This window comes from Novosphingobium sp. HNCC26BN242, from assembly GCF_057180525.1.
The window spans coordinates 79,335-105,095 of sequence record NZ_JBXUGM010000003.1; the positions used below are offsets into that span (position 1 = coordinate 79,335).

23 protein-coding genes and 1 tRNA gene are annotated in these 25,761 nt (G+C 61.8%); 9 read left to right on the plus strand and 15 right to left on the minus strand.

Translation table 11 applies throughout. The annotated features are described in order from the left end of the window. Positions 1–123: 123 nt before the first annotated feature. Positions 124–1,347, minus strand: a complete 1,224-nt coding sequence (locus tag AC2A1F_RS12510; RefSeq protein WP_484209111.1) for an NADP-dependent isocitrate dehydrogenase — start codon at positions 1,345–1,347, stop codon at positions 124–126. Positions 1,348–1,533: 186 nt separating this feature from the next. Between AC2A1F_RS12510 and AC2A1F_RS12515 the strand changes: the two genes are divergently transcribed. Both AC2A1F_RS12515 and AC2A1F_RS12520 read left to right on the plus strand, forming a co-directional pair. Continuing rightward, on the plus strand, positions 1,534–2,298 hold the full coding sequence (locus AC2A1F_RS12515; RefSeq protein WP_484209112.1) for a crotonase/enoyl-CoA hydratase family protein: 765 nt from the start codon (positions 1,534–1,536) through the stop codon (positions 2,296–2,298). 135 nt (positions 2,299–2,433) lie between these two features. Next, positions 2,434–3,558, plus strand: a complete 1,125-nt coding sequence (locus tag AC2A1F_RS12520; protein WP_484209113.1) for a glycosyltransferase family 87 protein — start codon at positions 2,434–2,436, stop codon at positions 3,556–3,558. A 40-nt stretch (positions 3,559–3,598) separates the two neighbouring features. Here the strand turns inward: AC2A1F_RS12520 and AC2A1F_RS12525 are convergent. Together AC2A1F_RS12525 and cpdR are read right to left on the minus strand one after the other, a co-directional pair. After that, positions 3,599–3,673: transfer RNA gene (locus tag AC2A1F_RS12525), tRNA-Val, on the minus strand. Positions 3,674–3,770: 97 nt separating this feature from the next. Then, complete coding sequence (cpdR, locus tag AC2A1F_RS12530; RefSeq protein WP_484209114.1) at positions 3,771–4,154, minus strand: cell cycle two-component system response regulator CpdR; 384 nt, start codon at positions 4,152–4,154, stop codon at positions 3,771–3,773. A gap of 201 nt (positions 4,155–4,355) precedes the next feature. On the opposite strand from cpdR, the gene AC2A1F_RS12535 reads away from it, so the two are divergent. Then, positions 4,356–5,318 carry an N-formylglutamate amidohydrolase gene (locus tag AC2A1F_RS12535; protein ID WP_484209115.1) on the plus strand — a complete coding sequence of 321 codons (963 nt, stop codon included), beginning with the start codon at positions 4,356–4,358 and terminating at the stop codon, positions 5,316–5,318. A gap of 271 nt (positions 5,319–5,589) precedes the next feature. On the opposite strand, the gene AC2A1F_RS12540 is transcribed toward AC2A1F_RS12535, so the two are convergent. Then, positions 5,590–6,369 carry a SapC family protein gene (locus AC2A1F_RS12540; RefSeq protein ID WP_484209116.1) on the minus strand — a complete coding sequence of 260 codons (780 nt, stop codon included), beginning with the start codon at positions 6,367–6,369 and terminating at the stop codon, positions 5,590–5,592. A 108-nt stretch (positions 6,370–6,477) separates the two neighbouring features. Continuing rightward, complete coding sequence (locus AC2A1F_RS12545) at positions 6,478–7,896, minus strand: FAD-binding oxidoreductase (protein WP_484209117.1); 1,419 nt, start codon at positions 7,894–7,896, stop codon at positions 6,478–6,480. A gap of 162 nt (positions 7,897–8,058) precedes the next feature. Between AC2A1F_RS12545 and AC2A1F_RS12550 the strand changes: the two genes are divergently transcribed. Both AC2A1F_RS12550 and AC2A1F_RS12555 read left to right on the plus strand, forming a co-directional pair. After that, a complete protein-coding gene (locus AC2A1F_RS12550) occupies positions 8,059–8,646 on the plus strand; it encodes a hypothetical protein (RefSeq protein ID WP_484209118.1) in 588 nt (195 codons plus the stop codon). Between the two features lie 141 nt (positions 8,647–8,787). Continuing rightward, entirely contained in the window at positions 8,788–10,197 is a 1,410-nt protein-coding gene (locus AC2A1F_RS12555; RefSeq protein WP_484209119.1) for a DEAD/DEAH box helicase, read from the plus strand. 737 nt (positions 10,198–10,934) lie between these two features. On the opposite strand, the gene AC2A1F_RS12560 is transcribed toward AC2A1F_RS12555, so the two are convergent. Both AC2A1F_RS12560 and AC2A1F_RS12565 read right to left on the minus strand, forming a co-directional pair. Then, a complete protein-coding gene (locus AC2A1F_RS12560) occupies positions 10,935–13,217 on the minus strand; it encodes an ATP-dependent helicase (protein WP_484209120.1) in 2,283 nt (760 codons plus the stop codon). A 79-nt stretch (positions 13,218–13,296) separates the two neighbouring features. Then, a complete protein-coding gene (locus AC2A1F_RS12565; protein WP_484209121.1) occupies positions 13,297–13,626 on the minus strand; it encodes a hypothetical protein in 330 nt (109 codons plus the stop codon). Between the two features lie 122 nt (positions 13,627–13,748). Here AC2A1F_RS12565 and AC2A1F_RS12570 point away from each other — a divergent pair, with 122 nt between their 5' ends. Both AC2A1F_RS12570 and AC2A1F_RS12575 read left to right on the plus strand, forming a co-directional pair. After that, entirely contained in the window at positions 13,749–14,417 is a 669-nt protein-coding gene (locus tag AC2A1F_RS12570; protein ID WP_484209122.1) for a hypothetical protein, read from the plus strand. 118 nt (positions 14,418–14,535) lie between these two features. Continuing rightward, entirely contained in the window at positions 14,536–15,831 is a 1,296-nt protein-coding gene (locus AC2A1F_RS12575; protein ID WP_484209123.1) for an MFS transporter, read from the plus strand. Between the two features lie 144 nt (positions 15,832–15,975). On the opposite strand, the gene rsmD is transcribed toward AC2A1F_RS12575, so the two are convergent. Together rsmD and AC2A1F_RS12585 are read right to left on the minus strand one after the other, a co-directional pair. After that, a complete protein-coding gene (gene rsmD, locus AC2A1F_RS12580) occupies positions 15,976–16,521 on the minus strand; it encodes a 16S rRNA (guanine(966)-N(2))-methyltransferase RsmD (protein ID WP_484209124.1) in 546 nt (181 codons plus the stop codon). Continuing rightward, entirely contained in the window at positions 16,518–17,414 is an 897-nt protein-coding gene (locus tag AC2A1F_RS12585) for a pseudouridine synthase (RefSeq protein ID WP_484209125.1), read from the minus strand. The genes rsmD and AC2A1F_RS12585 overlap by 4 nt, the downstream gene beginning before the upstream one ends. A gap of 112 nt (positions 17,415–17,526) precedes the next feature. On the opposite strand from AC2A1F_RS12585, the gene AC2A1F_RS12590 reads away from it, so the two are divergent. After that, positions 17,527–18,855, plus strand: a complete 1,329-nt coding sequence (locus tag AC2A1F_RS12590; protein ID WP_484209126.1) for an AmpG family muropeptide MFS transporter — start codon at positions 17,527–17,529, stop codon at positions 18,853–18,855. Here the strand turns inward: AC2A1F_RS12590 and AC2A1F_RS12595 are convergent, their stop codons facing one another. The 4 genes from AC2A1F_RS12595 to trpB all read right to left on the minus strand — a co-directional run bounded on the left by AC2A1F_RS12595 (position 18,856) and on the right by trpB (position 23,320). Next, positions 18,856–20,163, minus strand: a complete 1,308-nt coding sequence (locus AC2A1F_RS12595) for a bifunctional folylpolyglutamate synthase/dihydrofolate synthase (protein WP_484209128.1) — start codon at positions 20,161–20,163, stop codon at positions 18,856–18,858. A gap of 106 nt (positions 20,164–20,269) precedes the next feature. After that, entirely contained in the window at positions 20,270–21,121 is an 852-nt protein-coding gene (gene accD, locus AC2A1F_RS12600; RefSeq protein WP_484209129.1) for an acetyl-CoA carboxylase, carboxyltransferase subunit beta, read from the minus strand. After that, on the minus strand, positions 21,118–21,918 hold the full coding sequence (trpA, locus tag AC2A1F_RS12605; protein ID WP_484209130.1) for a tryptophan synthase subunit alpha: 801 nt from the start codon (positions 21,916–21,918) through the stop codon (positions 21,118–21,120). Before trpA ends, accD begins: the two co-directional genes overlap by 4 nt. 187 nt (positions 21,919–22,105) lie before the next feature. Further along, positions 22,106–23,320, minus strand: a complete 1,215-nt coding sequence (gene trpB / locus AC2A1F_RS12610) for a tryptophan synthase subunit beta (protein WP_484209131.1) — start codon at positions 23,318–23,320, stop codon at positions 22,106–22,108. 399 nt (positions 23,321–23,719) lie between these two features. Between trpB and AC2A1F_RS12615 the strand changes: the two genes are divergently transcribed. Continuing rightward, on the plus strand, positions 23,720–24,178 hold the full coding sequence (locus AC2A1F_RS12615; RefSeq protein ID WP_484209132.1) for a hypothetical protein: 459 nt from the start codon (positions 23,720–23,722) through the stop codon (positions 24,176–24,178). 75 nt (positions 24,179–24,253) lie between these two features. Here AC2A1F_RS12615 and AC2A1F_RS12620 read toward each other — a convergent pair whose 3' ends face one another. Together AC2A1F_RS12620 and AC2A1F_RS12625 are read right to left on the minus strand one after the other, a co-directional pair. Further along, positions 24,254–24,898 (minus strand): phosphoribosylanthranilate isomerase, encoded by a 645-nt coding sequence (locus AC2A1F_RS12620; protein WP_484209133.1) that lies wholly within the window; start codon positions 24,896–24,898, stop codon positions 24,254–24,256. Between the two features lie 44 nt (positions 24,899–24,942). Beyond that, entirely contained in the window at positions 24,943–25,695 is a 753-nt protein-coding gene (locus AC2A1F_RS12625; RefSeq protein WP_484209134.1) for an SIMPL domain-containing protein, read from the minus strand. Positions 25,696–25,761 lie beyond the last annotated feature (66 nt).

Here is a 25,761-nt window from a genome sequence, read left to right on the forward strand (position 1 = left end):
CGAAGTCACCCGCTAGCTCTACCGATGTGCTTGAATTCTGGCCTTCTTGCGAAAAAAAGGCCCCGGTGTGAACCGGGGCCTTTGGATGTTTGGCAATGAATGTCCTAGGCTAAGGTCCCCAAATCAGGCCCAGGTTTTCATTTCGGCTTCGAGGTTTTCGACGATGGCTTCGAAGAACTTTTCGGTGGTCATCCACGCCTGATCGGGGCCGATCAGCAGCGCGAGGTCCTTGGTCATCTTGCCGCTTTCGACGGTTTCGATGCAGATGCGTTCGACCGTTTCGGCAAACTTCACAACCTCGGGGGTGTCATCGAACTTGCCGCGATACATGAGGCCACGCGTCCATGCGAAGATCGAGGCGATCGGGTTGGTCGAGGTCTGCTTGCCCTGCTGGTGCTGGCGGTAGTGACGGGTCACAGTGCCATGGGCGGCTTCGGCTTCCACCGTCTTGCCATCGGGCGTCATCAGCACAGAGGTCATCAGGCCGAGCGAGCCGAAGCCCTGCGCGACGGTATCGGACTGCACATCGCCATCGTAGTTCTTGCAGGCCCAGACGAACTTGCCCGACCACTTGAGCGCCGAGGCGACCATATCGTCGATCAGGCGGTGTTCGTAGCTGATGCCGGCTTCAGCGAACTTTTCCTTGAAGCCTTCAGTTTCGTACACTTCCTGGAACAGGTCCTTGAAGCGGCCGTCATAGGCCTTGAGGATGGTGTTCTTGGTCGACAGATACACTGGCCAGCCAAGGTTCAGGCCATAGTTGAGCGAAGCGCGGGCGAAATCGCGGATCGAATCATCAAGGTTGTACATCGCCATCGCGACGCCCGCAGACGGGTAATTGAAGACTTCGCGGTCAATCGTTTCGCCATTGTCGCCTTCCCAAACCAGGCGCAGCTTGCCGGGGCCGGGGACGAGGAAATCGGTGGCGCGATACTGGTCACCAAAGGCGTGACGGCCCACGACGATGGGATCGGTCCAGCCCGGAACGAGCCGGGGCACGTTCTGGATCACGATGGGTTCGCGAAAAACGACACCGCCCAGGATGTTGCGGATCGTGCCGTTGGGCGACTTCCACATCGACTTGAGATTGAATTCTTCAACTCGCTGTTCATCCGGCGTGATCGTGGCGCACTTTACGCCGACACCGTACTGCTTGATCGCATTGGCGGAATCGATGGTGATCTGGTCGTTCGTCTCGTCACGCTTTTCGACCGAGAGATCGTAGTACTTCAGGTCGATATCGAGATAGGGAAGGATCAGACGCTCGCGGATCCATTCCCAGATAATCCGGGTCATTTCATCACCGTCGAGTTCGACGACCGGGTTCTTCACCTTGATCTTCGCCATGTCCGTCCTGTCTTTCACACTGGGGAGATAAATCGCGGTTTCCCTTAGCAGAGGCGACGACGGGTGCAAGGCAGGCTGCCAGATGCCGCAATAATTAGGGTGGGGAGACTGGACACGGAAGGCAGGGCAAGGCAATGTTTTAAGTGACCGGTTAATGCCGGATGAGATTTCATGCGGAGAGAAGCAATGAGCGAGGCCGAAGTCCTTACCGAAGTTGATGGCAATGTGCTGATCGTCACGATCAACCGGCCCGACGCCAAGAACGCGATGAACAAGGCAGCGGCCGAGGGAATTTCGGCGGCGATGGACCGGCTGGATGCCGAAGCCGATCTGCGCTGTGCGATTCTGACTGGCGCTGGCGGGACGTTCTGTTCGGGCATGGACCTGAAGGGCTTTCTGCGCGGCGAATCGCCCTCGGTGCCGGGGCGCGGTTTTGGCGGGCTTTCGGAATGGACGCCGAAGAAGCCGGTGATTGCGGCGGTCGATGGCTATGCGCTGGCAGGCGGCATGGAACTGGCGCTTTCGTGCGACCTGATCGTGGCGAGCGCAGCGTCGAAGTTCGGCATTCCCGAAGCCAAGCGCGGGCTGGCGGCGGCGGCCGGCGGGCTGATCAAGCTGCCGCGCCAGATCCCGCCGCGCATTGCGATGGAATTGGCGCTGACCGGTGATTTCATAACAGCGCAGCGCGCTTATGAGCTGGGCTTCATCAACCAGATCACCGAAGGACCCTCAATCGATGCGGCCAAGGCACTGGCGGCGCGCATTGCCGAGAATGGGCCGCTGGCGCTGATCGCGTCCAAGGGCATCATCCGCGATTCGCACGAATGGACCGAGGCCGAGATGTGGACCAAGCAGCAGGCCTATATCGCGCCGGTATTTATGTCGAGTGATGCGCGCGAAGGTGCAGCGGCTTTTGCCGAAAAGCGCAGGCCCAACTGGCAAGGTAAATGAGCGTCGGGCAAGTAAGCGCTTCAGGATAGACAGGCCGGTCCCCGTGCGGCACATCCGGTGCGCATGGGGCCGGACGGTAAATCTGATGGGATATGGGCTGCGGCCCGAACAGGGGCCTGGCTGAACCCGCAGCGGGTGACGGCTTACCTGTGGTTACTCGCGCTGGCCAACGGACTTTCGCTGGCATGGCTGCTGATCACCGCACGCGGCGGGCTTGATCCGCAAGGACGGTTGCTTGGCACCGATTTCGTCAGCTTCTGGGCGGCGGGGCAGGTGGTGCAGGCCGGGGGCAATCCCTATGATCCGGCAGTCCATGCGGCGGCGCAAAGCGTGGTCTGGCCCAATCAGGCCGGATATACCGCGTTCTATTATCCGCCGCTGTTTCTGCTGTGGTGCTGGCTGCTGGGACTGGCCGGGTATTTCACCGCCCTGACGGGGTGGTTGGTGGCTACCGGCAGCGCATTGATTCTGATCGTGCGCGAATGGGCGTGGCGGATCAACTGGCTGGCGCTGGCCGCTTTTCCGCCTTTGTTGATATCGCTGACCCATGGGCAGACATCGCTGCTGCTTGCGGCTTTGCTGGGCGGCGGGTTCCTTTGTGCGGTGCGCGGGCAGGTGGCCACGGCGGGACTCCTGTTTGGCCTTGCCGCGTTCAAGCCGCAATTCGGCGTGCTGGTGCCAGTCGTGCTGATCGCGGCGCGGCAATGGCGTGTGATCGGTTGGGCCGGAGTGACCGTGGTGGCGAGCATGGCGCTGGCCACGCTGGCCTTCGGAGCGGATATCTGGCGACAATGGCTGGATTTGGCCGGACCCGCACAAGCCGCGATGGCGGGCGGCGCCATTGGCTTTGGCAAGATGCAGAGCCTGTTTGCCGGGCTGCGGTTGATCGGGGTTCCGGTGGGCACCGCCTATGCGGCGCAAGGCTTTCTGGGTTTCAGTGTTGCGGTGCTGCTGGCGCGGGTGGCGTGGCAGCAGGGCCTTAGCCGCGAGGTGGCGGCGGCGGCTTTGACCGGTGCGCTTTTGGCTACGCCGTTCGTTCTCGACTACGACTTCGTTGTTCTGGCCTTTCCGCTGATTGTACTTGTGCAGGGTGTGGCGATGCCGTGGGAGCGGACAATTGCGGCTCTGGCCTTTGCGGCCCCGGCCTTTGCCCGGCCGCTGGGCGTGCTGATCGGTGTGCCGATTGCGCCGGTGATCGTGCTGGCACTGTTTGTGGTGCTGCTGCGCCGTGCGAATCAACAGGCTGGACTAGCAAGCTAAAACAGAAAAGGCGGCACCGAAGGGCCGCCTTTCTATCCGATGGTGGGCGTAGCAAGGATTGAACTTGCGACCCCTACGATGTCAACATAGTGCTCTACCACTGAGCTATACGCCCGCACCATCGTGCTTTCCCGAACGCTGCGGCAGGCGCGGCGTGGATGGGAAGCGGCCCATTAGCCTTGGCACGAATCCAAGGCAAGTGGGAATCTGCGTCAGGGCTGGCGCGATCCGGCAAAAGGCGCATCTTCGAACACGCGTTCCACTTCCATGACCAGATCCTTCAGATGGAACGGTTTGGACAGGACACGCGCCTGTGGTGCTTCACGATTCGCCTTGAGCGTTACTGCTGCAAAGCCGGTGATGAACATGACTTTGGTAGTGGGGCTGATTTCGGCACAACGCTGGGCAAGTTCTATGCCGTCCATCTCTGGCATCACAATATCCGACAGCAGCAGGTCGAAATGCTCGTTTTCAAGCAGAGGGATGGCCGCCGTGCCGCGATCCACCGCGACAACGGAAAACCCGGCATTTTCCAATGCCCGGCTGAGATAGGTGCGCATCGCCTCTTCATCTTCGGCGAGCAGGATTCGGATCATGGCCAACCTGTTTTCTTCAAGAGCATCGTTCTGGGGCGGGGACGCAGGGGGTGCGATGACCTAACTATAGGATGGTCAGGTTAACAATCTGGTTTCCTCGCCAAGCCCTTTTGCGCCAAGTTACACGGAAATGGCTGCGACAGAAGCTTTGTTGCTGGACAGGATTTTGACTTGGCAGCGAATCGGTTGCACGGTTGTGAAATGATACAAACCGGTAAGCATGATGCTGATTCGGATGCGATCCATGGCGGGTCGGTCCCCGGCAACCCTGGCGTACCTGCATACACGCTGAAACTGCCGGATCCCTCGCCAATCCCGGTGGTCATAGCGGTTCCGCATGCCGGGCGGGCCTATACCAAATCCCTGCTCGACAGAATGCGGCATCCGGCTTTCGCCACGCCTCGTCTGGAGGACCGTTATGCCGATTTGCTGGGAGAGGCGGTGGCGAAGGTCACCGGGGCGGCGCTGCTGGTTGCGCGGGCACCGCGCGCCATGCTCGATCTCAACCGGTCCAGCGATGATGTCGATTGGGACATGCTGGGGGGGCCACCGGCCGATGCATCGGCTGCGCCCAGCGGCTTTGGACGCAGGGCGCGCAGTGGCCTTGGCCTTGTGCCCCGTCGTTTACCGGGCCTCGGCGAGTTGTGGAAGCGGCGACTGGATCATAGCGAGCTGAACGAGCGCATCGCGACGATTCACCAGCCCTATCATCGTGCGCTGGCCAACACGCTTGAGACGATTCGTGATCGGTGGGGTGCTGCGCTGCTGATTGATCTTCATTCAATGCCACCGCTGGCTGCCCGTTGCCCCGGGGAGCGTGCGCCCGAATTTGTAATCGGGGACCGGTTCGGCGCTTCATGCGATGGCGGCATCGTTGCATCGGCATTCAGTGTGCTGGCTGAATCCAGCTGCCGGACATCGCACAACCGGCCCTATGCCGGCGGCTATGTGCTTGAGCGCCATGCGCGGCGGCATGAGGGGCTGCACTGCCTGCAGCTTGAGATTGACCGGACCTGCTATCTTGATCCTCGCATGACTGAACCGGGGCCGGGCTTTGACGCAACTGTGGAACTGCTGATCGGACTTGTCCGCCGCTTGGCTGTGGATGCGGCCGAACTTGGCCGCACATCGGATCGTGGCCGCTGGCGCGCGGCGGCGGAATAGCGCGCAACTCTTTGCTCAAGAAAAGCTCAAGAAAAAACCACCTGGAGCAAGCTCCAGGTGGCCAAGGTTCAGGGAGGAGGTACACCGAAGTGTACCAAATCACGGTGGGCCATGAGGGGAGCCACACCGCAACATCTTCAAGATAGGTGACCAGCAGAGGGCCTGCAAGGCTTTTCGAGTGATTTTTGCAACACTCCAAACAAAAACGCGACGAACCGTGAGGCTCGCCGCGTTTTCTTTTCTGAGTGTTGCGCGTTTGCGAGGGCGTGTTTCAGGCTGCCGGAACGGCAATCGCCGGGATCGGGCCTTTGCCGAGTTGGACCTGTGCGCCGAAGATCTGGCTGATCAGTTCAAGCGAGAACAGATGGGCATAAAGCAGCGGCAGGAGCCCGCTCTGCGCCCATCCACGCAATACATCGCCGCGGATTTCGCGCAGCTTTTCCTGATTGATCATCTGAAAGCCGCGATAGATGAAAGGCTGTTCATTGCCTTCCTGCTGGATGGCAACTTCGCCTTCCATCAGCAGATCATGCTTCTTGAGTTCGTCAATGAACGCCTGCGTGCGCTGGCCTGCCTGTTCGAACTGTTCGCAGAAGCTGAGCGCGGCCTTGGTGGCGTCAGAAGGCTGGCCATCGGCAAACAGCGGCTGACCTTCGTCCGATTCGCCCAGCAGCCCGGCGGAAGGATCGAAGCACAAGGAAAGCTCTTCGCTGCTGGGATTGAGCTTAGCCAGAAGGAACGGATAGCGGCGCACATAGGCCGGAATGTAGATCGGCTGAGTGACCTTGCCACCCTCGTCCACAAAGACATTGACGCCTTCGTTGAGGCCCATCAGCGCCAGCGGAACGGGATTATCGCCCGAAGCAAAGATGATCGGGTAGTGGCGCGCGGCTTGCGGAAATTCCTCTGCCGTCAAAGGGATAGCGTGCTGGCCGATGAGCCAGGGCGCGGTATCCGCATTCTTGGCCTTCCACGTCGCGTGATCGCGACTGTTGAGCGGCATCAGATCGTTGTAGAACATCGGCAGGTTGGCTTGCGGCGCGCTGGCCATTTTGCATCTCTCCAATAAGCAACAAACAACGCGCGGCATAAACGGCGCTGGCCGCAACACGCGGGACGGGCGGTTCTTAGGGACTGCCAGAATAGCGCGCAAGCGGTGTCAGACAAGCTTTCCCGGGTTCAGCAGTTCTTGGGGGTCCAGCGCCTGCTTTACCGCGCGCATAACAGCGATCCGGGCCGGGTCTTCCAGACGAGCCAATTCATCCCGCTTCAAACGGCCGATGCCGTGTTCGGCAGAGATCGATCCGCCCCACGCGTTAACGAGGTCGTGCACTTGCGCACTGATCGCCTTGCCATCGTGCGCTTCCCATTCAGTGCGTTCGCGACCCGGCGGGGCGATGACGTGGAAATGCACGTTGCCATCGCCCAGATGCCCGAAACACACCGCGCGGGTGCCGGGCCAATCGGTTTCAAGGCGAGGCACGGCGGCTTCGACAAACGCCGGCATGCGATCAACTGGAACCGAGATATCGTGCTGCATGGCAGGACCAATAGCCCGTTCGGCAGGCGAGATCGTTTCGCGAATCAGCCAGAGGCGATTGGCCTGATCCTCGCTCGCTGCAATGGTCGCATCCGCGATCAACCCGCGTTCCAGCGCGGTGCCGAGCAGGGATTCGGCAATTTCGGGCAGGCGTGCTGCGGTCTTGGCATCGGTAGCAACAAGTTCGATGAGCGCGTGCCATTCATGCGCATCGGCCAGCGGCGCGCGCGCATCGGGCAGATAATCCAGTACCGCTTCGAGGCTGTGCTGTGGCAGCACTTCGAAACCTTCGAGCTGATCGCCAGCCATGTCTTGCGCCAGCAGGAGCAAGCCGCGCGCTTCATGCAGCGAGGAGGTGCCCGCCCACATCACCACGCGCCCGGCAATGGCTGGAACCAGCGCCAGAGTTGCGGCAGTGATGATCCCGAGCGTTCCTTCCGAGCCGATCAGCAACTGTTTGAGATCAAACCCGCGATTGTCCTTTTTCAGCGGCGTGAGCAGATCGAGCACCGACCCATCGGCCATCACAGCCTCAATCCCGAGCACCAGCGCCCGCATTGATCCATGACGCAAAACCTGCGTGCCGCCGGCGTTGGTGGCAATCAGCCCGCCAACGGTGGCCGATCCTTTGCCGCCCAGCGTGAGCGGGAAGCGCAGATCGAGGGCTTCGGCTGCTTCGTGCAGCACCTGCAGGATAACGCCTGCATCGCAGGTCGCCGTGCGGGCTGCGGGGTCTATTGCCCGAATGCGGTTCATTCGGCGCAGCGAGAGCAGCAGTTCGCGCCCGCTATCGAAAGGCGTTGCGCCGCCCGACATGCCGCTGTTGCCCCCTTGAGGCACGATTGGCACGCCATGCTGATGGCAAAGACGGACGAGCTGGGAAAGCTCGTCAGTACTGGCCGGAGACGCCATGGCCAGGGCCCGGCCAGTATATCGGCCACGCCAATCGGTCAGCCAGGGCTCAAGTTCGGTAGGCTCTGTTGTCAGCCCTTTTGGCCCGAGCAGGCGGGCCGCTTCCTTCAGGAACGCATCGCTCATGCCGCATCGGCTATTGCGGCCTGCGCGCAAGGGCAATTCATTTTTGATTGCTGGCAGGTTAAGCAAAGGTTCAAGCGTTCAGTCTAGGGGTAATCGTAAGCCGGTTTCGAGGCAGGGTCTCATCAGGCTTGCAGGGGGTTGACGAAAGTTCGCATAATCTGAATGTCCAGTCTTCTCAATCTTTTGGCCCCTATCGGGATGCTGTTGTCGTTTGGCACGGCAGAGCGTTTGGTCGCCCCGGAGATGCCGGATGAATGGGCTGGTGCCACCATTCCGGTTGCTTCGCCGATTTTCGAAGAAATTCCCGCAAGTGCTGACCTCCACTCGTTTTTGGCGCAAGGGCTGGGAGAGCAGACGTGGAATCAGGTGCGGATCGAACAGCGCATGATCATCCGCATTGCCCCGCGTATGCCCGGTTCCATGCTGGCGCCGCCGCCTGATCCGCGTTTTTCCGTGCCGCAGCAGCCTCCTCGCCTGTTCGAGCGCAAGGCTGACAAGTGCCTGCCGATTGCCAGCATCGCAGGGGTGCAGATCGGATCGCAGGACCGGCTGGTATTGATCACGCGCAACCGCAAGATGATCGGCGCAAGCCTCGACAAGGCGTGCCATGCGCGCGATTTCTATTCAGGTTTTTATGTTGATCGGAATGATGACGGGCGGCTTTGCGCCGGTCGCGATACGATCCATTCACGCGCCGGGACAAACTGCGCGATCACCAAGATGCGCGAACTTGTTCCCGATGATGACTGAAGCATTCGGGACCATTCGCATTTCTTGACTTTTCGGCCCGTTCCGGCATAGCGCGCGGGCGACGCTGGCGTCTTTGCACAAGGCAGGCAGTCCAGCAGGTGCCAATATTGCGCCGTCTCTTATTTTCGGAAAATTGCCTGCATGAAGTTTGCCGACCTCGGCCTCTCGGATGAATTGCTCCAGTCGGTGCTTGATGCCGGCTATGACGAGCCAACCCCGATTCAGGCGCAGGCTATCCCCGCCGTCCTGATGATGAAGGACATTATCGGCATTGCCCAGACCGGCACCGGCAAGACCGCTGGGTTCGTGCTGCCGATGATCGACATTCTGGCCCATGGCCGCCGCCGCGCGCTGATGCCGCGCTCGCTTATCCTTGAGCCCACGCGCGAACTGGCTGCACAGGTTGCCGAAAACTTTGAAAAGTACGGCAAGAACCACGATCTCAAGATGGCGCTGCTGATCGGTGGCGTGCAGATGGGCGATCAGGTCAAGGCGCTGCAGGACGGCGTTGACGTGCTGATCGCCACGCCCGGCCGCTTGATGGACCTGTTCGAACGCGGCAAGATCCTGCTCACGGGCTGCGATCTGCTGGTGATTGATGAGGCTGACCGCATGCTCGACATGGGCTTTATCCCCGATATCGAGAACATCTGCACCAAGCTTCCGGCCCAGCGCCAGACGCTGCTGTTCTCGGCCACGATGCCGCCGCCGATCAAGAAGCTGGCCGACAAGTTCCTGTCGAACCCGAAGATGATCGAAGTGGCGCGTCCTGCCAGCACGAATACCAGCATCGTCCAGCACAAAGTCCGTTGCTCATCGCGCCAGAAGCGCGAAGTGCTGCGCCATCTGCTGAAAACCGACAACGTGACCACTGCCATCGTCTTTGCCAACCGCAAGACGACCGTGCGCGAGCTGGCCAAGTCGTTGCAGAGCCACGGCTTTGCTGCGGGCGAAATACATGGCGACATGGATCAGGCATCGCGCAATGCCGAGCTGCAGAAGTTCAAGGACGGCCACATCACGATCCTGTGCGCCTCCGACGTTGCCGCGCGCGGGCTTGACGTGAAGGGCGTGAGCCACGTCTTCAACTTCGACACGCCCTGGCACCCCGACGACTACGTCCACCGCATCGGCCGCACCGGTCGTGGCGGCGCGACGGGCCGTGCGTTCACGCTGGTTTCCGACGAAGACCTCGAATCGATCGAGAACGTCGAGAAGCTGCAGGGCACCAAGATCCCCGAGTTCAAGATCGAGGTTGCCGAAAAGCCCGAACGTAAGCCCCGCGCAGCCAAGCCCGAGCGCGCAGAAGAGCGCCGCGAGGAAGAGCCCAAGCGCGAAAGCGGCCGCGAACGTCCTGCTCGCGAGGAACGCAAGCCGCGCGCTGAACGCGAAGCCAAGCCAGAACCCAAGGCCGAGCCGAAAGCCGAACCGCGCGCCGAACGCGCCCCGCGCCGCGAATCCACGCACTACCGCGACCAGTCTGAAGCGCTATCAAAGCCCGGCGAATGGAACGGTCCGATTCCGGAATTTCTAGCGGTTTCGGCGCTCTGACTAGGGCCACCCGGCTCCGTTCGTGTCGAGCGAAGTCGAGACACCGATTTCAGCGCAGGTGTCTCGACTTCGCTCGACACGAACGGATGTTGGGCGATTGGGACAGGATGCTGTGCAATGAATTCGTCGGCCCGGACTTGATCCGGGCCTTGGCTTTTCTCTTGTGGCGCAGCGCTGGAAGAATAGCCCAACCCCGTGTCAAGCACGGGGTGACGGGAGGAAGATCAAGGCAAGTTTGCGGGATGGCAGCGAATAGTCGGCTTTGGCCACTCCGCTGCTGAAAAACGAGATGGATTGCTGTCGTTCGCTTCGCTATTTCCTTTTGAGTGCGAGCCTCCAGCCATACTAGCCCCTATAAAAGAGGGCAGCGTTTCATGATCGCTGTGGTACTCGCCATGCCTGCTATTGTGTGGGGTGTTCCGCTCCTGTTGATGCCGTTCGATTTGCCATTTGAAACCGTTATGGTTGTGGTGATTCCTTTGGCCATCGCGTGGCTGATAACAGGCGGCGTCGGAAGTTTTCTCATCGCCTGTCGAAAGTGCGGGCGATCGGTATTTCTGCGCCGCTTCATGATAAGCACCCCGTGGCCGGCGCGAACATGCAGCAAATGCGGTTCCGACCTGACTACGACTTTAGGTTAGATTAGGGCTGTTTTCGGCGATCACAAATTCCTGCAGGAATGCCGATTGTGGGCAGATTCGGACGCCCAGCAATAGCGAGCGACAAAGGCAACGCCCTCAGGCCACCTTAACAAAGCTATCAATCACCCGCTTCCGCCCTGCGCTCTCGAAGTCGATCTCCAGCTTGTTGCCTTCCTGCTCGGCCACGGTGCCATAGCCGAACTTTTCGTGGAAAACGCGCGCGCCTACGGCGATGTCGCCGCGGGGTTTGGCGGCGAAGCTGGCGGCGCTGCGGGTGGGTTCGGCGATGCGGCGGGGGGCAGGGGTGAAGGGTTGCGCGGCGGCGCGTTGCCAACCGGGGCCGCGCGAGGCGGCGCGGTTGGCGTTGGCCTGTGCGACATGGGCGAAGGGATCGTCACGCTCGCTCCAGTTGGCGCGCCACATCGATGCGCCGCCCGATAGCGTGGTTTCCTCCTCGATATGTTCGGCGGGCAGTTCGCCGATGAAGCGCGAAGGGATCGAGCTGGTCCACTGGCCGTAGATCTGGCGATTGGCGGCGTGGAGGATCGTGCAGCGGCGGCGCGCGCGGGTGATCGCGACATAGGCGAGGCGGCGTTCCTCCTCCAGCGATGCAAGGCCGCCTTCGTCCAGTGAACGTTGCGAGGGGAACACGCCTTCTTCCCAGCCCGGCAGGAACAGGTTTTCGAATTCCAGCCCTTTGGCGGCGTGGATGGTCATGATCGTGACCTTGTCCTCGTCGGCAGTGTTCTCGTTGTCCATCACGAGGCTGACGTGTTCGAGGAAATCGCCCAGCGTCTCGTATTCCTCCATCGCGCGGGCGAGTTCGGTGAGGTTTTCGAGGCGTCCGGCGGCTTCGGCGGTCCTTTCGGCCTGCAGGGCGGCGGTATAGCCGCTTTCATCAAGCATCGTACGTGCCAGTTCGGCGGGGACCAGCGTCTTGGCCGCATCGCGCCAGCGCGCGAAATCGCGCATTAGCACGCCGAGGGTGTTGCGCGCGCGGGCAGGCAGTTCATCGGTATCGAGAATTTTGACCGCCGCCAGCGAGAGGGGGACCCCGCGCGCGCGGGCGTGGCGGTGCAGCTTTTCCAGTGTCTTGTCGCCAAGACCGCGCTTGGGAGTGTTGTAGATGCGCTCGAACGCCAAGTCGTCCTGCGGGCTGGCGATCTGGCGCAGATAGGCCAGCGCATCGCGCACTTCGGCGCGCTCGTAAAAGCGAAAGCCGCCGACGATGCGATAGCCCATGCCGATCTGGATGAAGCGGTCTTCGATTGCGCGCGTCTGAAACTGCGCGCGTACGAGGATGGCGACGCGATCAAGCGCTGCGCCCTCGCGCTCAAGCCGTTCGATCTCCTCACCGATCCGCCGCGCTTCTTCGGGCGCGTCCCACACGCCGATCACGCGCACCTTGTCTCCGCCGTCGACCTCGGTCCACAGCGTCTTGCCAAGGCGTTCGGAATTCTCCGCAATCAAGCCCGATGCCGCGCCCAAAATGTGCGGGGTGGAGCGGTAGTTCTGCTCCAGCTTGATCACCTTGGCGCCCGGAAAATCCTTTTCGAACCGCAGGATGTTGGCAACCTCTGCGCCGCGCCAGGAATAGATCGACTGGTCATCGTCCCCCACCACGCAGATGTTCTTGCGGTTCTGGGCGAGCAGGCGCAGCCACAGGTACTGCACAGCGTTGGTGTCCTGATATTCGTCCACCATCACGTATTTGAAGCGCTGCTGCCAACTCTCCAGAATGTCGCGCTCACGCCTGAAAATGTTCAGCATGTGCAGCGTGAGGTCGCCGAAATCGCAGGCGTTCAGATCCTTCAGCCGGTTCTGGTAGAGTGCGTAGAAGCGCTGGCCCTTGCCATTGGCATAGGCCTCATTCTCCAGCGCATCGAGATCGGCGGGGTTGAGGCCGCGGTTCTTCCACTTGTCGATCAGCCCGGCCAGCTGTTTGGCGGGCCAGCGCTTGTCGTCCACACCTTCGGCCACGATCAGCTGCTTGAGCAGGCGCAACTGGTCGTCGGTGTCGATGATCGTGAAATTGCTTTGCAGGCCGACCAGCTCGGCGTGGCGGCGCAGCATCTTGGCCGCGATGGAATGGAAGGTGCCGAGCCAGGGCATGCCTTCGACGGCTGGGCCAATCAGTGCGCCAACGCGCTCTCGCATTTCGCGCGCGGCCTTGTTAGTGAAGGTGACGCACAGGATTTCACTGGGCCAAGCCAAGCGCTGGCGCAGCAGGTTGGCAAGGCGCGCGGTGAGGGCAGCGGTTTTACCGGTGCCTGCGCCTGCCAGCATCAGCACCGGACCTTCGGTGGTCACCACCGCCTCACGCTGGGGCGGGTTCAGGCCGTCGAGCCAGCTCTGTTCTTGATTCGCAATCTGGGACACGCAGGAACGGTTAGAGAACATTGCCCCCGGTCACAAGGGGATGCAACAAGGGCCTGTCATCCGCTACCGCGTGGCTGAATCAGTTCTCGTAGTTTTCGTAATAGTCCGCGTTGTAATCGGAATGCTCGTGATAGGCGGCAGCCTTGTTGGCTCGCTCGTTATGGTGTTTCAGCTCTTCCTTTTGGTACCATTTGCCAATTTTTTCGGACGAACTGTTGACCGCCACAGCGGTGCCTGCGCCAACCATTGCGCACGATCCAAGCCAGAGGAGGCCGAGGCAGCCCACCCCCATCAGCATGTTCCGCAACAAATCTGCCACTTTAACCCCCGTTTTCGCGTCCGTACGAACAAATAGCGGGTGGGTGGTTAATGTTCTCTTTGCAGGGGCAGGCCTGTGCGGGTTTTTCATCCGATTTGGCGCTTTGACTGCGCCTCGTCACATATCCTGCCACACCTTATCGCAAAGCGGGAACTCTGGATCGATGAACGGACTGTGCAACGCATAGTCTGATATTCGAAGGAGCTTTCACAATGCGTCGTATTCTTTCCGCCAGCGTGCTGGCACTTACCTTGTCTTCCATGCCCATGGCGCTGTCTGCACAATCTGCAACGCCGCCAGAGACGCCGGGGGCATCTGCTACAATGCCGGATTCCACGGCTCCCATGGCACAGCAGGGTAATGCGGCAACTGATCCCTCAACGGCTGCAGCCTACTCACCTCGCCCGGAAGAGCTGAGCGTGATGGATTCATGGCCAGCTGAGCAAAAGAGCAAGTACGCCGCATGGCCATCAAGCCAGCAAGAATACTTCTGGACGCTGGATGAAGCCCAGCAAAAGGGCTGGTGGGCGCTGACGGACGAGCAGAGGGGGCAGGTCTATGCGATGACGCCGGAGCAGCGCGCGCAAGTGTGGCCTTCGATCACGGCCCAGGTCAATGGTCAGTCCGCCTCGGCGGCTGGCGCGGCTCCTGCTCAGCCAATGCAGTACCAGCGCGGATCGACCGGCATGACAGCCGATGCCGGTGCCGCGCAATCAGCCATGATCGATGCTGAACCTGCCAGCGCGCCGACTGCTGGTGCATCGGCTGGAGCGTCAACTGGTGCGGAGATGGCGAGCAACGCGGGCACGGCGTCGCCAAAGGACTATCCGCTGTGCAGCAAGACCATCAAGGACAGCTGCCGCAACCGTGGCGGTGTGTAAGAGCTTCATCTGATGCGACGATAGAGGGCGCGGGGCCAAGGTCCTGCGCCCTTTTCCGTAAGTTGCGGCCTTTGCGCTAACCCGCTTGCCGTAAGGGGAGGCGCACCGTAATCCCGCCATGCCGGTCATGACGCTGGCGGGAGGAAACGTCACCTTGCACCCTTTGAAAACCCATGCGCGGGTGTTGAGCGCAAGTCTGGTGGGTACGGCGGTAGAATTCTACGATTTCTACATTTACGCCACGGCCGCCGCGCTGGTGATCGGGCCGCTGTTCTTCCCCAGCGAATCGCAGACCGCGCAGACGCTGCTGGCGTTCATGACTTTTGGTTTGGCGTTCTTCGCGCGACCGGTGGGCGCCATCGTGTTTGGGCATTTCGGGGACCGGATCGGGCGCAAGTCCACGCTGGTCGCCTCGCTGCTGCTGATGGGCATTTCGACGCTGCTGATTGCGTTCCTGCCGACTTATGCGATGGCTGGCTGGATTGCGCCCGCGCTGCTGTGTTGCTTGCGCTTCGGGCAGGGCTTCGGCCTTGGCGGGGAGTGGGGCGGAGCCGCGTTGCTGGCGGTGGAAAACGCGCCCAAGGGCTGGGAGGCGCGTTTTGGCAGCGCCCCGCAACTGGGTGCGCCGGTCGGGTTCTTCTTTGCCAACGGACTGTTCCTGCTGCTGGGGCTGGGCCTTTCGGACGCGGATTTTGCCAGTTGGGGCTGGCGCGTGCCGTTTCTGGCAAGCGCATTGCTGGTCGGCGTCGGGCTGTGGGTGCGATTGAAGATCGGGGAGACGCCATCGTTCAAGGCCGAGCTGGAAAAGGCCCCTCCGCCCAACGTGCCGATCACCCGCCTGCTGCGCCATCACACACCTGCCGTGCTGGCCGGGATCGCAGGCGTGGTGGCATGTTTTGCCGTGTTCTATCTGGCGACGACTTTCGCGCTGTCCTTCGCCACCACAAAGCTCGGTTATGCTAAGCAGGAATTCCTTGGCATCCAGTTGGGCGCCAACTTGTTCTTCGCGCTGGGAATTCTGGTGGCGGGATACTGGGCTGACAAGTCTTCGGTCCAGCGCGTGCTGGGTACGGGCGCTGCGCTTACGGCGATGATTGGGCTTTTTTTCGGTTCGGGTCTGGGATCGGGCTCACTGCCGATCGTCTTCACCACGCTTGCTGGATCGCTGTTCGTGATGGGCCTTGCGTACGGACCGCTGGGAGCATGGCTGCCCACGCTGTTCCCGGTGGCGGTGCGCTACACCGGCATCTCGCTGGCGTTCAATATTGGCGGTATTATCGGTGGAGCGCTTGCTCCCTTTGCGGCGGCATGGGCTGCAGCGGTGGGGGGCACGGCCTATGTTGGCTTGTTCCTGACGCTGGCGGGAGCGACGACCGTGGCTGGCGTATGGTTCGCGCCGAAGCTGCGGGATTAAACGCGAATTCCTCCCTGATTTTCCGAAGGACAATTGGGGAGGGGGACCGCCAGCGCAGCTGGTGGTAGAGGGGGACCGCTCCTCCGTCAGTCACCTGCGGTGCCTGCCACCTCCCCATTTGTGCTTCGCAAAAACGGGGAGGACCTATGCCTTCAATCGCATCAGCGTGATCAGCGCCTTGCCGACCTTGCGCTCTGCATCGACCTCGCAAATACGTACGTCGGGGTTTTCCTTGAGGCCCGTTTCCAGGCTGATCCACGTGCCTTCGCCGATCCAGCCAAGCCGCGCCAGCTTCTCGATCGCCACTGCACCCGCGCCTGTGCCATAGGGCGGATCAAGCAGCACCAGATCGAGCGGCTGCGTCGCCTTGCCCAGTGTCAGCACCGACGAGGCGCGAACGTCGCATTGCGGGGCGCAGCGCAGCGCGGCAATATTGGCGCGGATGGCGCGGACGGCAGCGGCGTCGTTTTCAACAAACAGCGCTGTGGCGGCCCCGCGCGACAGCGCTTCAAGGCCGAGCGCGCCAGAACCTGCAAACAGATCAGCCACGGTCAGCCCTTCAAAGCTGCCAAGGCGGCTGGCGAGCATCGAAAACAGCGTCTCGCGCGTGCGGTCTGCGGTAGGGCGGGTGGTATCACCATCGGGCGCGCGCAACGGACGACCGCGCCATTCTCCTGCGATGATCCTCATTTGGCTTTCAACGTCTTGCGGAAGCGTTCGACCTGAACCTGCGGAATTTCTTCCACCGATCCGCGCTGCAGATCAGCCAGTTCGAACGGGCCATAGCTGGTGCGCAACAGGCGCGAGACTTCAAGGCCGAGGTGTTCGAGCACGCGGCGAATTTCGCGGTTCTTGCCCTCGGTCAGCGTCATTTCAATCCACTTGTTGCGGTTGGCGCTGCGTTCCAGATTGGCGTTGATCGGGCCATAGCGCACGCCATCGATCTCGATCCCTTCCATCAGCTCTTCAAGCCGTGCCTGGCTAATCTCGCCAAAGGTACGGGCGCGATAGGTGCGCGGGATGCCGGTTGAAGGCAGTTCCAGCGCGCGCTTCAGCTCGCCATCGTTGGTCATCAGCAGCAGCCCCTCGGTGTTCACGTCGAGGCGGCCGACGGGCATTACGCGCGGGGCGTTGGGGGGCATCGAATTGCGCAGCGCGGTGTAGATCGTCGGGCGGCCGGTGGGATCACGCTCGGCGGTGATCAGGCCTGCGGGCTTGTGAAAGCGGAACAGGCGAGGGGCGGCGATGGGGCCAACCGGCTTGTCGTCCACCGAAACGCCCTTGAGGCTGGTCAGCAATGTGGCGGGAGTGGTCACCACTTCGCCGTGGAGTTTGACGCGGCCATCCTCGATCATCCGCTCGACCTCGCGGCGGCTGGCGATTCCGGCACGGGCGAGCAGTTTGGCGATGCGGTCGCCCTCGCGCTCAGTCCCGTCTTCAGCCAGCGCGCGCTTGGCAGGCACGACGGGCTGCGAGGTGCGCGGGGCACCGCTGCGCATGGAGAACGGCTTCTTTTCGGGGGCGGCGTTGCGAGGGCTGAACCTCTTCGGGCGTTCGCCGCCATTTCTTGGGGGTAAAGTCATGCGCCGCCCTTACGCGCAAACGCGCAATCCGTCACCCCGAGTCATGAAGGTCTGGCGTCCCGACAATTGGGCGCTAGTCTGCAGGGCGAATATTGAGGGAGCATCCGCGTCGATGAACGCAGAAGAGAGCCGACCACGCAGCCTGATGGATTCGGTCCGACCGTACACAGAAAAGGAATCGCTGGCCGCGTTCTTCGTCGGCATGTCGTCGGGCTTTCCCTATGCGATGATCGGCGCAACGCTGACCACGCGGCTGGCGCAGGACGGGATCGACAAGAAGACGGTGACCGCGTTCACGCTGGCGTTTCTGGTCTACAATCTGAAGGTGTTCTGGGCGTGGGTCGTCGATGGCGTGCATCTGCCGCTGCCGGGCCGTATGGGACAGCGCGTTTCGTGGATGCTGCTGGCAGGCGTGCTGGTGATGGCGGCGGTGGCCAATTTGGCGCTGGTCGATCCTTCAGCCGATCTTGGCGCAACGGTGCTCGCCGCCGTGCTGGTGGGTGTGGCGGGTGCCACGTTTGATATCGTGATCGATGCCTACCGGATCGAGACGTTGAAGCCCTACCAGTTGGGCACCGGATCGGGGATGAGCCAGTATGGCTGGCGCATTGGCTCTGCAGGCGCTGGGGCTTTGGCGCTGGTGGTTTCGGCCCGATACGGCTGGAGCGCTGCCTATCTGATCTGCGCGCTGTTCGCGCTGCCTGCCATGCTCACCGCGCTTGTGCTGGGCGAACCTTCGCGCCACCGCGAGCCGGTGGGCAAGAAGGGCGTGGGCGAAGTATTCAGCGCCATTATCGGCCCTTTCGGAGAGTTTTTCCGGCGCAGCGGGGCGTGGCTGGTGCTGGTGTTCATCCTTGTTCACAAAGTCGGCGATACGCTGGCCAACCTCACCTTCCGTCTGTTGTTCAACGATCTGGGCTTCAGCAACGACGAGATTGCGATCTGGGACATTGGCGTGGGCTTCTGGGCCTATCTGATCGGCATATTCATCGGCGGCATTGCCTATACCCGCATGGGACTGAAGAATTCGGTGCTGCTGGCACTGGTCCTGATGGCGGTTTCGAACCTGTCGTTTGCCGCTCTGGCGGCGGCTGGCCACTCCAACCTCGGCATGGCGGGCGCAATCGGGTTTGAAAACCTTGCCTCAGGCTATGGCGGGGTGGTGGTCGTCGCCTATTTCTCGGCCCTGTGCGACTTGCGCTATACCGCCGCGCAATATGCGCTGATTTCGGCCAGTGCGAGCGTGGTCGGGCGGTTCGCCACCGGCACCACAGCGGGCGGGTTGATCGAGGCGATGGGCTACGTGAACTTCTATGTGCTCACCACGCTGCTGGCGCTGCCGGGCGTTGCGCTGTTCTGGTGGATGGGGCGCAGCGGTCTGGTCGATGCGGCGATGGGCACTGCGGGCGGGGAAAAGTCTGACGCTGACCCGTTTGCCTGATTAGTCCGGCACTTCCTCGTTCAGCCGCAGCACTTCACCCGCAAGGTAGAGTGAGCCAACGATCAGCACATCACCCTCCGACGGAAGCGCGGCCAGCGCTTCTGGCACGGTGGCAAAGCTGCGCACGGGCAGGCTGGTGAAAGGCGCGAAGTCTTGCGGCTTGTGCGCGTCATGCCCCGGTGCGGGGACGACCGAGAGTGATAGCGCGCGGTCTGCCAAAGGCTTCAGAATCGCCGACGGGTCTTTATTGGCCAGCATGCCCATGATGAGATGCACCGGTGGCTGCGAGGCAAGATGGCGGGCGATGGCGCGGCCTGCGTCGGGGTTGTGGCCGCCGTCGAGCCAGACTGTCCGTCCGCCCGCGTGCGCCGTCAGCGGCCCCGCGCCAAGGCGCTGAAGCCGCGCGGGCCAGCGTGCTTCGACGATGCCTTTGCTTATCGCAGCAAGTGAGACTGAAACAGCAGTCTGATGCCGGATCATCGCCACAGCCAGCGCGGCATTCTCGGCCTGATGTTCACCGGGCAGCGCTGGCAGGGGCAGGGTCAGATCGCCCAGTTCATCGCGGTAGTGAATAGCGCCGTCGATCTGCGCATCCCAACCACGTCGGCGCATGATCAAAGGCGCTCCAATGCGCGAAGCGGTTTCCGCCACGGAATCCGCCGCCACTTCCGGATAGGCCATCGTCACCAGCGGCACGCCGGGCTTTGCTATGCTGGCTTTCTCGAACGCGATCCGCGCCAAAGGCTCAGTCGGCACGCCCTGTTCAGGGGCCAACAGGAACGCTTCGTGATCGAAGCCCAAAGTCGCGATCCCGCAGACCGCAGCGGTCGGCATCACGTTGGTCGCATCAAGCCTGCCGCCAAGCCCGGTCTCGATCACGCAGACATCGGCAGGATGCCGCGCATAGGCGAGGAATGTGGCGACCGTCGTCACCTCGAAAAAGCTCGGGTCCAGTCCTGCGCCTGCATCGAGCACTTCCTTAAGCAGCGCGGCGAGCAGCTCGTCCTCGATCAGCTTTCCTGCGATGCGGATGCGCTCGTTATAGCGCACGAGGTGCGGCTTGGTGGCGGAGTGGACAGTCAGCCCCTCAGCCTCCAGCATATGCCGCAAGTAGCTGCAAGTCGAACCCTTGCCGTTTGTCCCGGCAACGTGGAACACGGGCGGCAAGTGGTTCTGCGGATCGCCCAACCGCGCACATAACTCGCGCACTGTATCGAGGCCGAGGCGGCCCGAAGGCAGCGATAGTGCCCCGAGACGGTCAAGCTGGGCTTGAACCGCCGGGCTATCCGAAATGGCGAAGTCCTTCATGGGAAGTCCCTCCCGCTAGCGGGAGGGGTTTGGGGTGGGCAGAGGCAGGCGCAGGTGTTGGAACAGCCCACCCCCGACCCCTCCCGCACGCGGGAGGGGAGAATGCTCACGCCGCCGCCTTGCCCGCCATCAGATAGTCGATCAACTGCGCCAGCGTGACCTTCAGATCGCGCCGATGCGTTACCATATCGACCATGCCGTGGGCATGGAGGTATTCTGCGCGCTGGAAACCTTCGGGCAGCTTTTCGCGGATCGTGTCCTGAATCACCCGCTGTCCGGCAAAGCCGATCAGTGCGCCGGGTTCGGCAATCTGCACATCGCCCAGCATGGCGTAGCTGGCGGTGACTCCGCCGGTGGTGGGATCGGTCAACACCACAATATAGGGCAGGCCCGCAGCGCGCAGGCGCGAAATCGCTACGGTCGAACGCGGCATCTGCATCAGGCTGAGGATGCCCTCCTGCATGCGCGCGCCGCCTGCAGCGGTAATGGCGATGTAGGGGCACTTTTCCCGCACTGCGCGTTCGCATCCAGCCACGAAAGCATTGCCTACGGCCATGCCCATCGATCCGCCCATGAACGCAAATTCCTGCACGCCGACGACAGCCTTCTGGCCCTCGATCTTGCCGAAAGCGTTGGTCAGTGCATCAGCGTGGGGATTGGCGGCGCGGGCGGCGCGCAGGCGGTCGACGTACTTCTTGCTGTCGCGGAACTTGAGTGGATCTTCCTTCACCTTCGGCGCGTGCAGCAGTTCGTAGCCAGCGTCCAGCAGCTGGTCGAGCCGCGCGTCTGCGCCGATGCGGCCATGGTGGTCGCAATGCGGGCAGACCGAAAGGTTGTCCTCATAGTCCTTGGTGAACAGCATTTCGCTGCACGAAGGGCACTTGATCCAAAGGTTGTCCGGCGTGTCCCGCTTCGGCGTGAAGGGGAGGGCGTTGCGGACTTTGTTGAGCCAACTCATGCGAGTTCCTTCCGGGCAGAGTGGACGGCAGCGGCCAGCGCGGCGGTGAGTTCCCTGACCGGACCTGCAGCATCTGCGCCATGTTTGGCGACGAGATCGACCAGCGCCGAGCCGACGACGACGCCGTCCGCGACCTTGGCGATGGCAGCGGCCTGTTCGGGCGTACGCACGCCAAAGCCGACGGCGACCGGGATCGTGGCCGAGGCCTTGATACGGGCAACAGCCTCGTCAATGCTGGTCTGTGCCGCCTGTTGCATGCCCGTGATGCCAGCGACCGAGACGTAATAGAGAAAGCCCGAAGAGCCATCGAGCACGGCGGGAAGCCGCGCATGGTCGGTGGTCGGCGTGGCTAGGCGGATCAGCGAAACGCCCGCGCCGCGCAGGGCAGGGCCAAGCTCGGGGTCTTCCTCAGGCGGAATGTCCACGCAGATCACGCCATCGACGCCCGCTTTCACGCATTCGGCGGCGAACCAGTCGGCCCCGCGAATAGTCATCGGGTTCGCATAGCCCATCAGCACCAGCGGCACCTCCGGGTGGCGCGCGCGGAATGCGGTGGCGATGCGGAAGATGGCGGCGGTGGTTGTGCCCGCGCCAAGGCTGCGCAAGTTGGCCAACTGGATCGCCGGGCCATCGGCCATCGGATCGGTGAAAGGCATGCCCAGTTCGATCACGTCAGCGCCACCTTCGACGAGCGCGTCGAGGATGGATGCCGTGGCGTCGGGTGTCGGGTCACCGCCGGTGACGAACGTGACGAGGGCAGGGCGGCCCTTGGCAAAGGCGTTTGAAAGGCGGGTCATTTGCGTCGCTTCCAGATCAGCCGGTCACCCAGCCACCACGCAACCGCGATGGCAAGCAAAGTGATCGGTACAATAGGCCAAGTTCGTTCCGAGCGATCAAGAACCATCCAAAGCAAAAGGAAAACTACGCTAAAGCCAAACATGAGGCCTTTTTGGGCAGCGTTTTGGTTCATTATCTTTGAGCCCATCACAACGAAACCCCCAGATGCTCCGCAACCGAGAAGATATCCTTATCGCCGCGTCCGCACAGGTTGGCGAGGATGATCTGGTCCTTGCCCATCGTCGGCGCGAGCTTTTGGACCGCAGCAATCGCATGGGCGGGTTCCAGCGCGGGGATGATGCCTTCGGTGCGGCAGAGCAGCTGGAACGCGTCCAATGCTTCCTTGTCCGTCACCGAGGTATAATCGACGCGGCCGATTTCCTTGAGCCAAGAATGCTCAGGCCCGATGCCGGGATAGTCGAGGCCAGCGCTGATCGAGTGGCCTTCGGTGATCTGGCCGTCCTCGTCCTGCAAGAGGTAGGTCTTGTTGCCGTGGAGAATGCCGGGGCGTCCGCCTGCGAGCGATGCGGCGTGTTCCTTGTCCAGTCCATGGCCCGCCGCTTCGACGCCGAGCATCTTCACGCTTGGGTCATCAAGGAACGGGTGGAACAGCCCGATGGCGTTCGATCCGCCACCGATGGCTGCAACCAGCACATCGGGCAGGCGGCCAGTGCGGTCCATCATCTGGACGCGCGCTTCCTTGCCGATCACGCTCTGGAAATCGCGGACCATTTCGGGATAGGGGTGCGGCCCGGCGGCGGTGCCGATGATGTAGAACGTGTTGTGCACGTTCGCCACCCAATCGCGCAGCGCCTCGTTCATCGCGTCTTTCAGCGTGCCCGCACCTGCGGTTACCGGAACGACTTCAGCACCGAGCAGCTTCATGCGGAACACGTTGGGCGCCTGACGCGCCACGTCGGTTGCGCCCATGAAGATCACGCAGGGCAGGCCAAAGCGCGCGCAGACGGTGGCGGTGGCCACGCCGTGCTGGCCAGCGCCCGTCTCGGCGATGATCCGCGTCTTGCCCATGCGCATGGCGAGCAGGATCTGCCCGATGCAGTTGTTGATCTTGTGCGCGCCGGTATGGTTCAGTTCGTCACGCTTGAACCAGATCTGTGCGCCGCCCAGCTCTTCAGTGATGCGGGGCGCGAAATAGAGCGGGCTGGGGCGGCCAACATAGTGCTCCAGCAGATCGTCGAACTCGGCCTGAAATGCCGGATCGGCCTGGGCCTTGCGGTATTCTCTTTCCAGATCGAGGATCAGCGGCATCAGCGTTTCGGCAACATAGCGCCCACCGAACTGGCCGAAGTGGCCACGGTCATCGGGGAGGGTGCGGAAGCTGTTTGGGGCAGGGGCGTTCATGCCACGTCGCTTGGCAGAGCCACGCAGGAAAGTCCAGATTTGCAGTGCCCCATTCGCATTGTCAGGCCCTTTGGGGCAGGGCCGCCACCCGCATTTCATGCTGCATTGCGAGAACCTGCATGAGACGTTCATCTTGCGGCAAGATGAAGCAGTCTAACGCCGAAGTGCCACATCGTGAAGGCGGCTCCGCAAGGGGTCGCCTTCTTTGCGTTAATAATGGGTAAATAAAATTCAAGTACTCAATTTGGTAAAATCTGATGTAATGTTGCAGCTATGTCACAATTTGTCATTGATTTATGCCAATTACGGTTTTCTATATTGGCAAGGATTTGATCAAAAACTATCTGACCGATCGCCACCTTCAAAACGAAGGGGCCAAAAATGTCAGGAGTACAAAATATGCGTCTGGTTCTCATCTCTCTTGCCGCCTCGCTTGTTGCGGCCACTCCCGCTTTTGCCAATGAAGCCCGCGTCGAAGCACGCGGTGGCGTGGCGTGGAGCGCTGGTGAAAGCGAAGCCATTGCAGGCGTTGCTGCAGGTTACGATTATGACCTCGGCGAAACCGCATTTGTCGGCGCTGAAGTCACGGCTGACAAGCTGCTGACCGATAACACCAAGGTCTCGTTCGGCTTCAACGGTCGTCTTGGTGCCAAGATTGCCGACGCGGGCAAGCTCTATGCCGTTGGCGGTTACAACACCGAATTCTGCGACCTGTGCGATGGCACGTGGACGGCCGGTGCTGGTTATCAGCACTCGTTCGGCAAGTTCTACGGCAAGGTCGAATATCGCCACTTCTTCGTTCAGGACAGCACCGATGATGTCGATGCCGTTGCTGTCGGCGTTGGCGTGAAGTTCTGATCCCTCGCGCGTTGCGCATGTGATCATGAATGCCGGCGGGCGGTCTCTTTTGAGGCCGCCCGTTTTCTTTGTGGATCAGACGTTGCGCGCGTTGAAGCAGAAGGTGCGGATGCGCGTCTCGTCCTTCACGCCCGGAGCGCTTTCCACGCCCGAAGATACATCGACCATCGAAGTGCCGGTTCCACGAACGGCGTCTGCGACATTGGCCGGGGCAAGTCCGCCCGCAAGGCCCCATGGCAGCGGACCCTTGTAAGCCTTCAGCAGGTCCCAGTCGAACGCCAGTCCCAGCCCGCCGGGAAGCGCAGCGCCCTTGGGCGTCTTGGCATCGAACAGGATGAAATCGGCGACACCGGTATAGGCCGCTGCCTTGGCCACATCGCCTGGCCCTGCCACCGAGATGACCTTCCAGACGGGTTTTCCAAACCGCGCGCGCAAGGCCGCTGCACGGGCCGGGTCTTCCTTGCCATGCAATTGGATCGCATCGAGACTTGCCGCAGCCACTGCATCGGCGATGAAGCTGTCATCGGCATCCACGAACACGCCCACGCGCATCACGCGTCCGGCGGCTTGTGCTGCCAGCGCGGGTGCATCGGCGAATTTCAGAAAGCGCGGGGATGGCGGGAAGAAATTGAACCCGACATGGCTCGCCTGCGCACGGATCGTGGCGTCGAGCGCTTCGCGGGTGGTGACCCCGCAAATCTTGATATCCGGTCCAAACATGAGCGGCGCGTTAGGAGACACGCGCCGCCCCTGTCAATTCGGCCTTACTGTGCCAGTTCGTAGCTGACGTTGACCGTCACCGTCATTTCCAGCTCGCCTGCGGCCACCGGAGAAGACTTTGGTGCCGATGCCATGTCGGCCCTGGCGAACATGACCTGCGGCTGCGGAGGTGCCCAACCGGCATTTTCGGTGATCGACAGCACGCGCACAACGCGCAGGCCCGCGGCCTTGGCATAGAGATCTGCACGCGCGCGCGCCGTCTTCATCGCGGCCAGGCGCGCTTCGTCCATCGCACCATCGGGCGTGTCGATCTGGAAGCTTGGGCCGTTCACCTGATTCGCGCCTGCTGCCACCAGTGTGTCGATCACCTTGCCATACTGGTCCAGCTTGCGCTGGCGCACGGTCACCTGATTGCTGGCTTGATAGCCCACGATCACCGGCTCACGCTCCTCCATCGATCCGTCGGGCAGGCGCTTGGGCTGGCCGTAGACGGGGTTGACTGAAAGATTGCTCGTCTGGATGTCGCGCTCGGCGATTCCGTTCTTGCGCAGCGAGGCGATCACGGCCGTCATGCGCTGGGCGTTCTCGGTCAGCGCTTCACCAGCGGTCTTGCCCTGCGTGGTCACGCCTGCGGTAAACACCGCAAGATCGGGCGTGCGCACGGATTTGCCCTCAGCCGCAATGTTCAGCAGCGTATTGCCTGCGCTTACAACCGGACCTGAAGACATGACTTGCGCCTGTGCTGCAAAGGGAGTGAGCGCCGCAAGGGCGACGGCGAAAAGGAACTTGCGCTTCATGGTGGGGTATCTCCGGTAAATGTCATTGCTGCCCAAGTGGGCGCAGCGACGTTACGCAGCGATGAA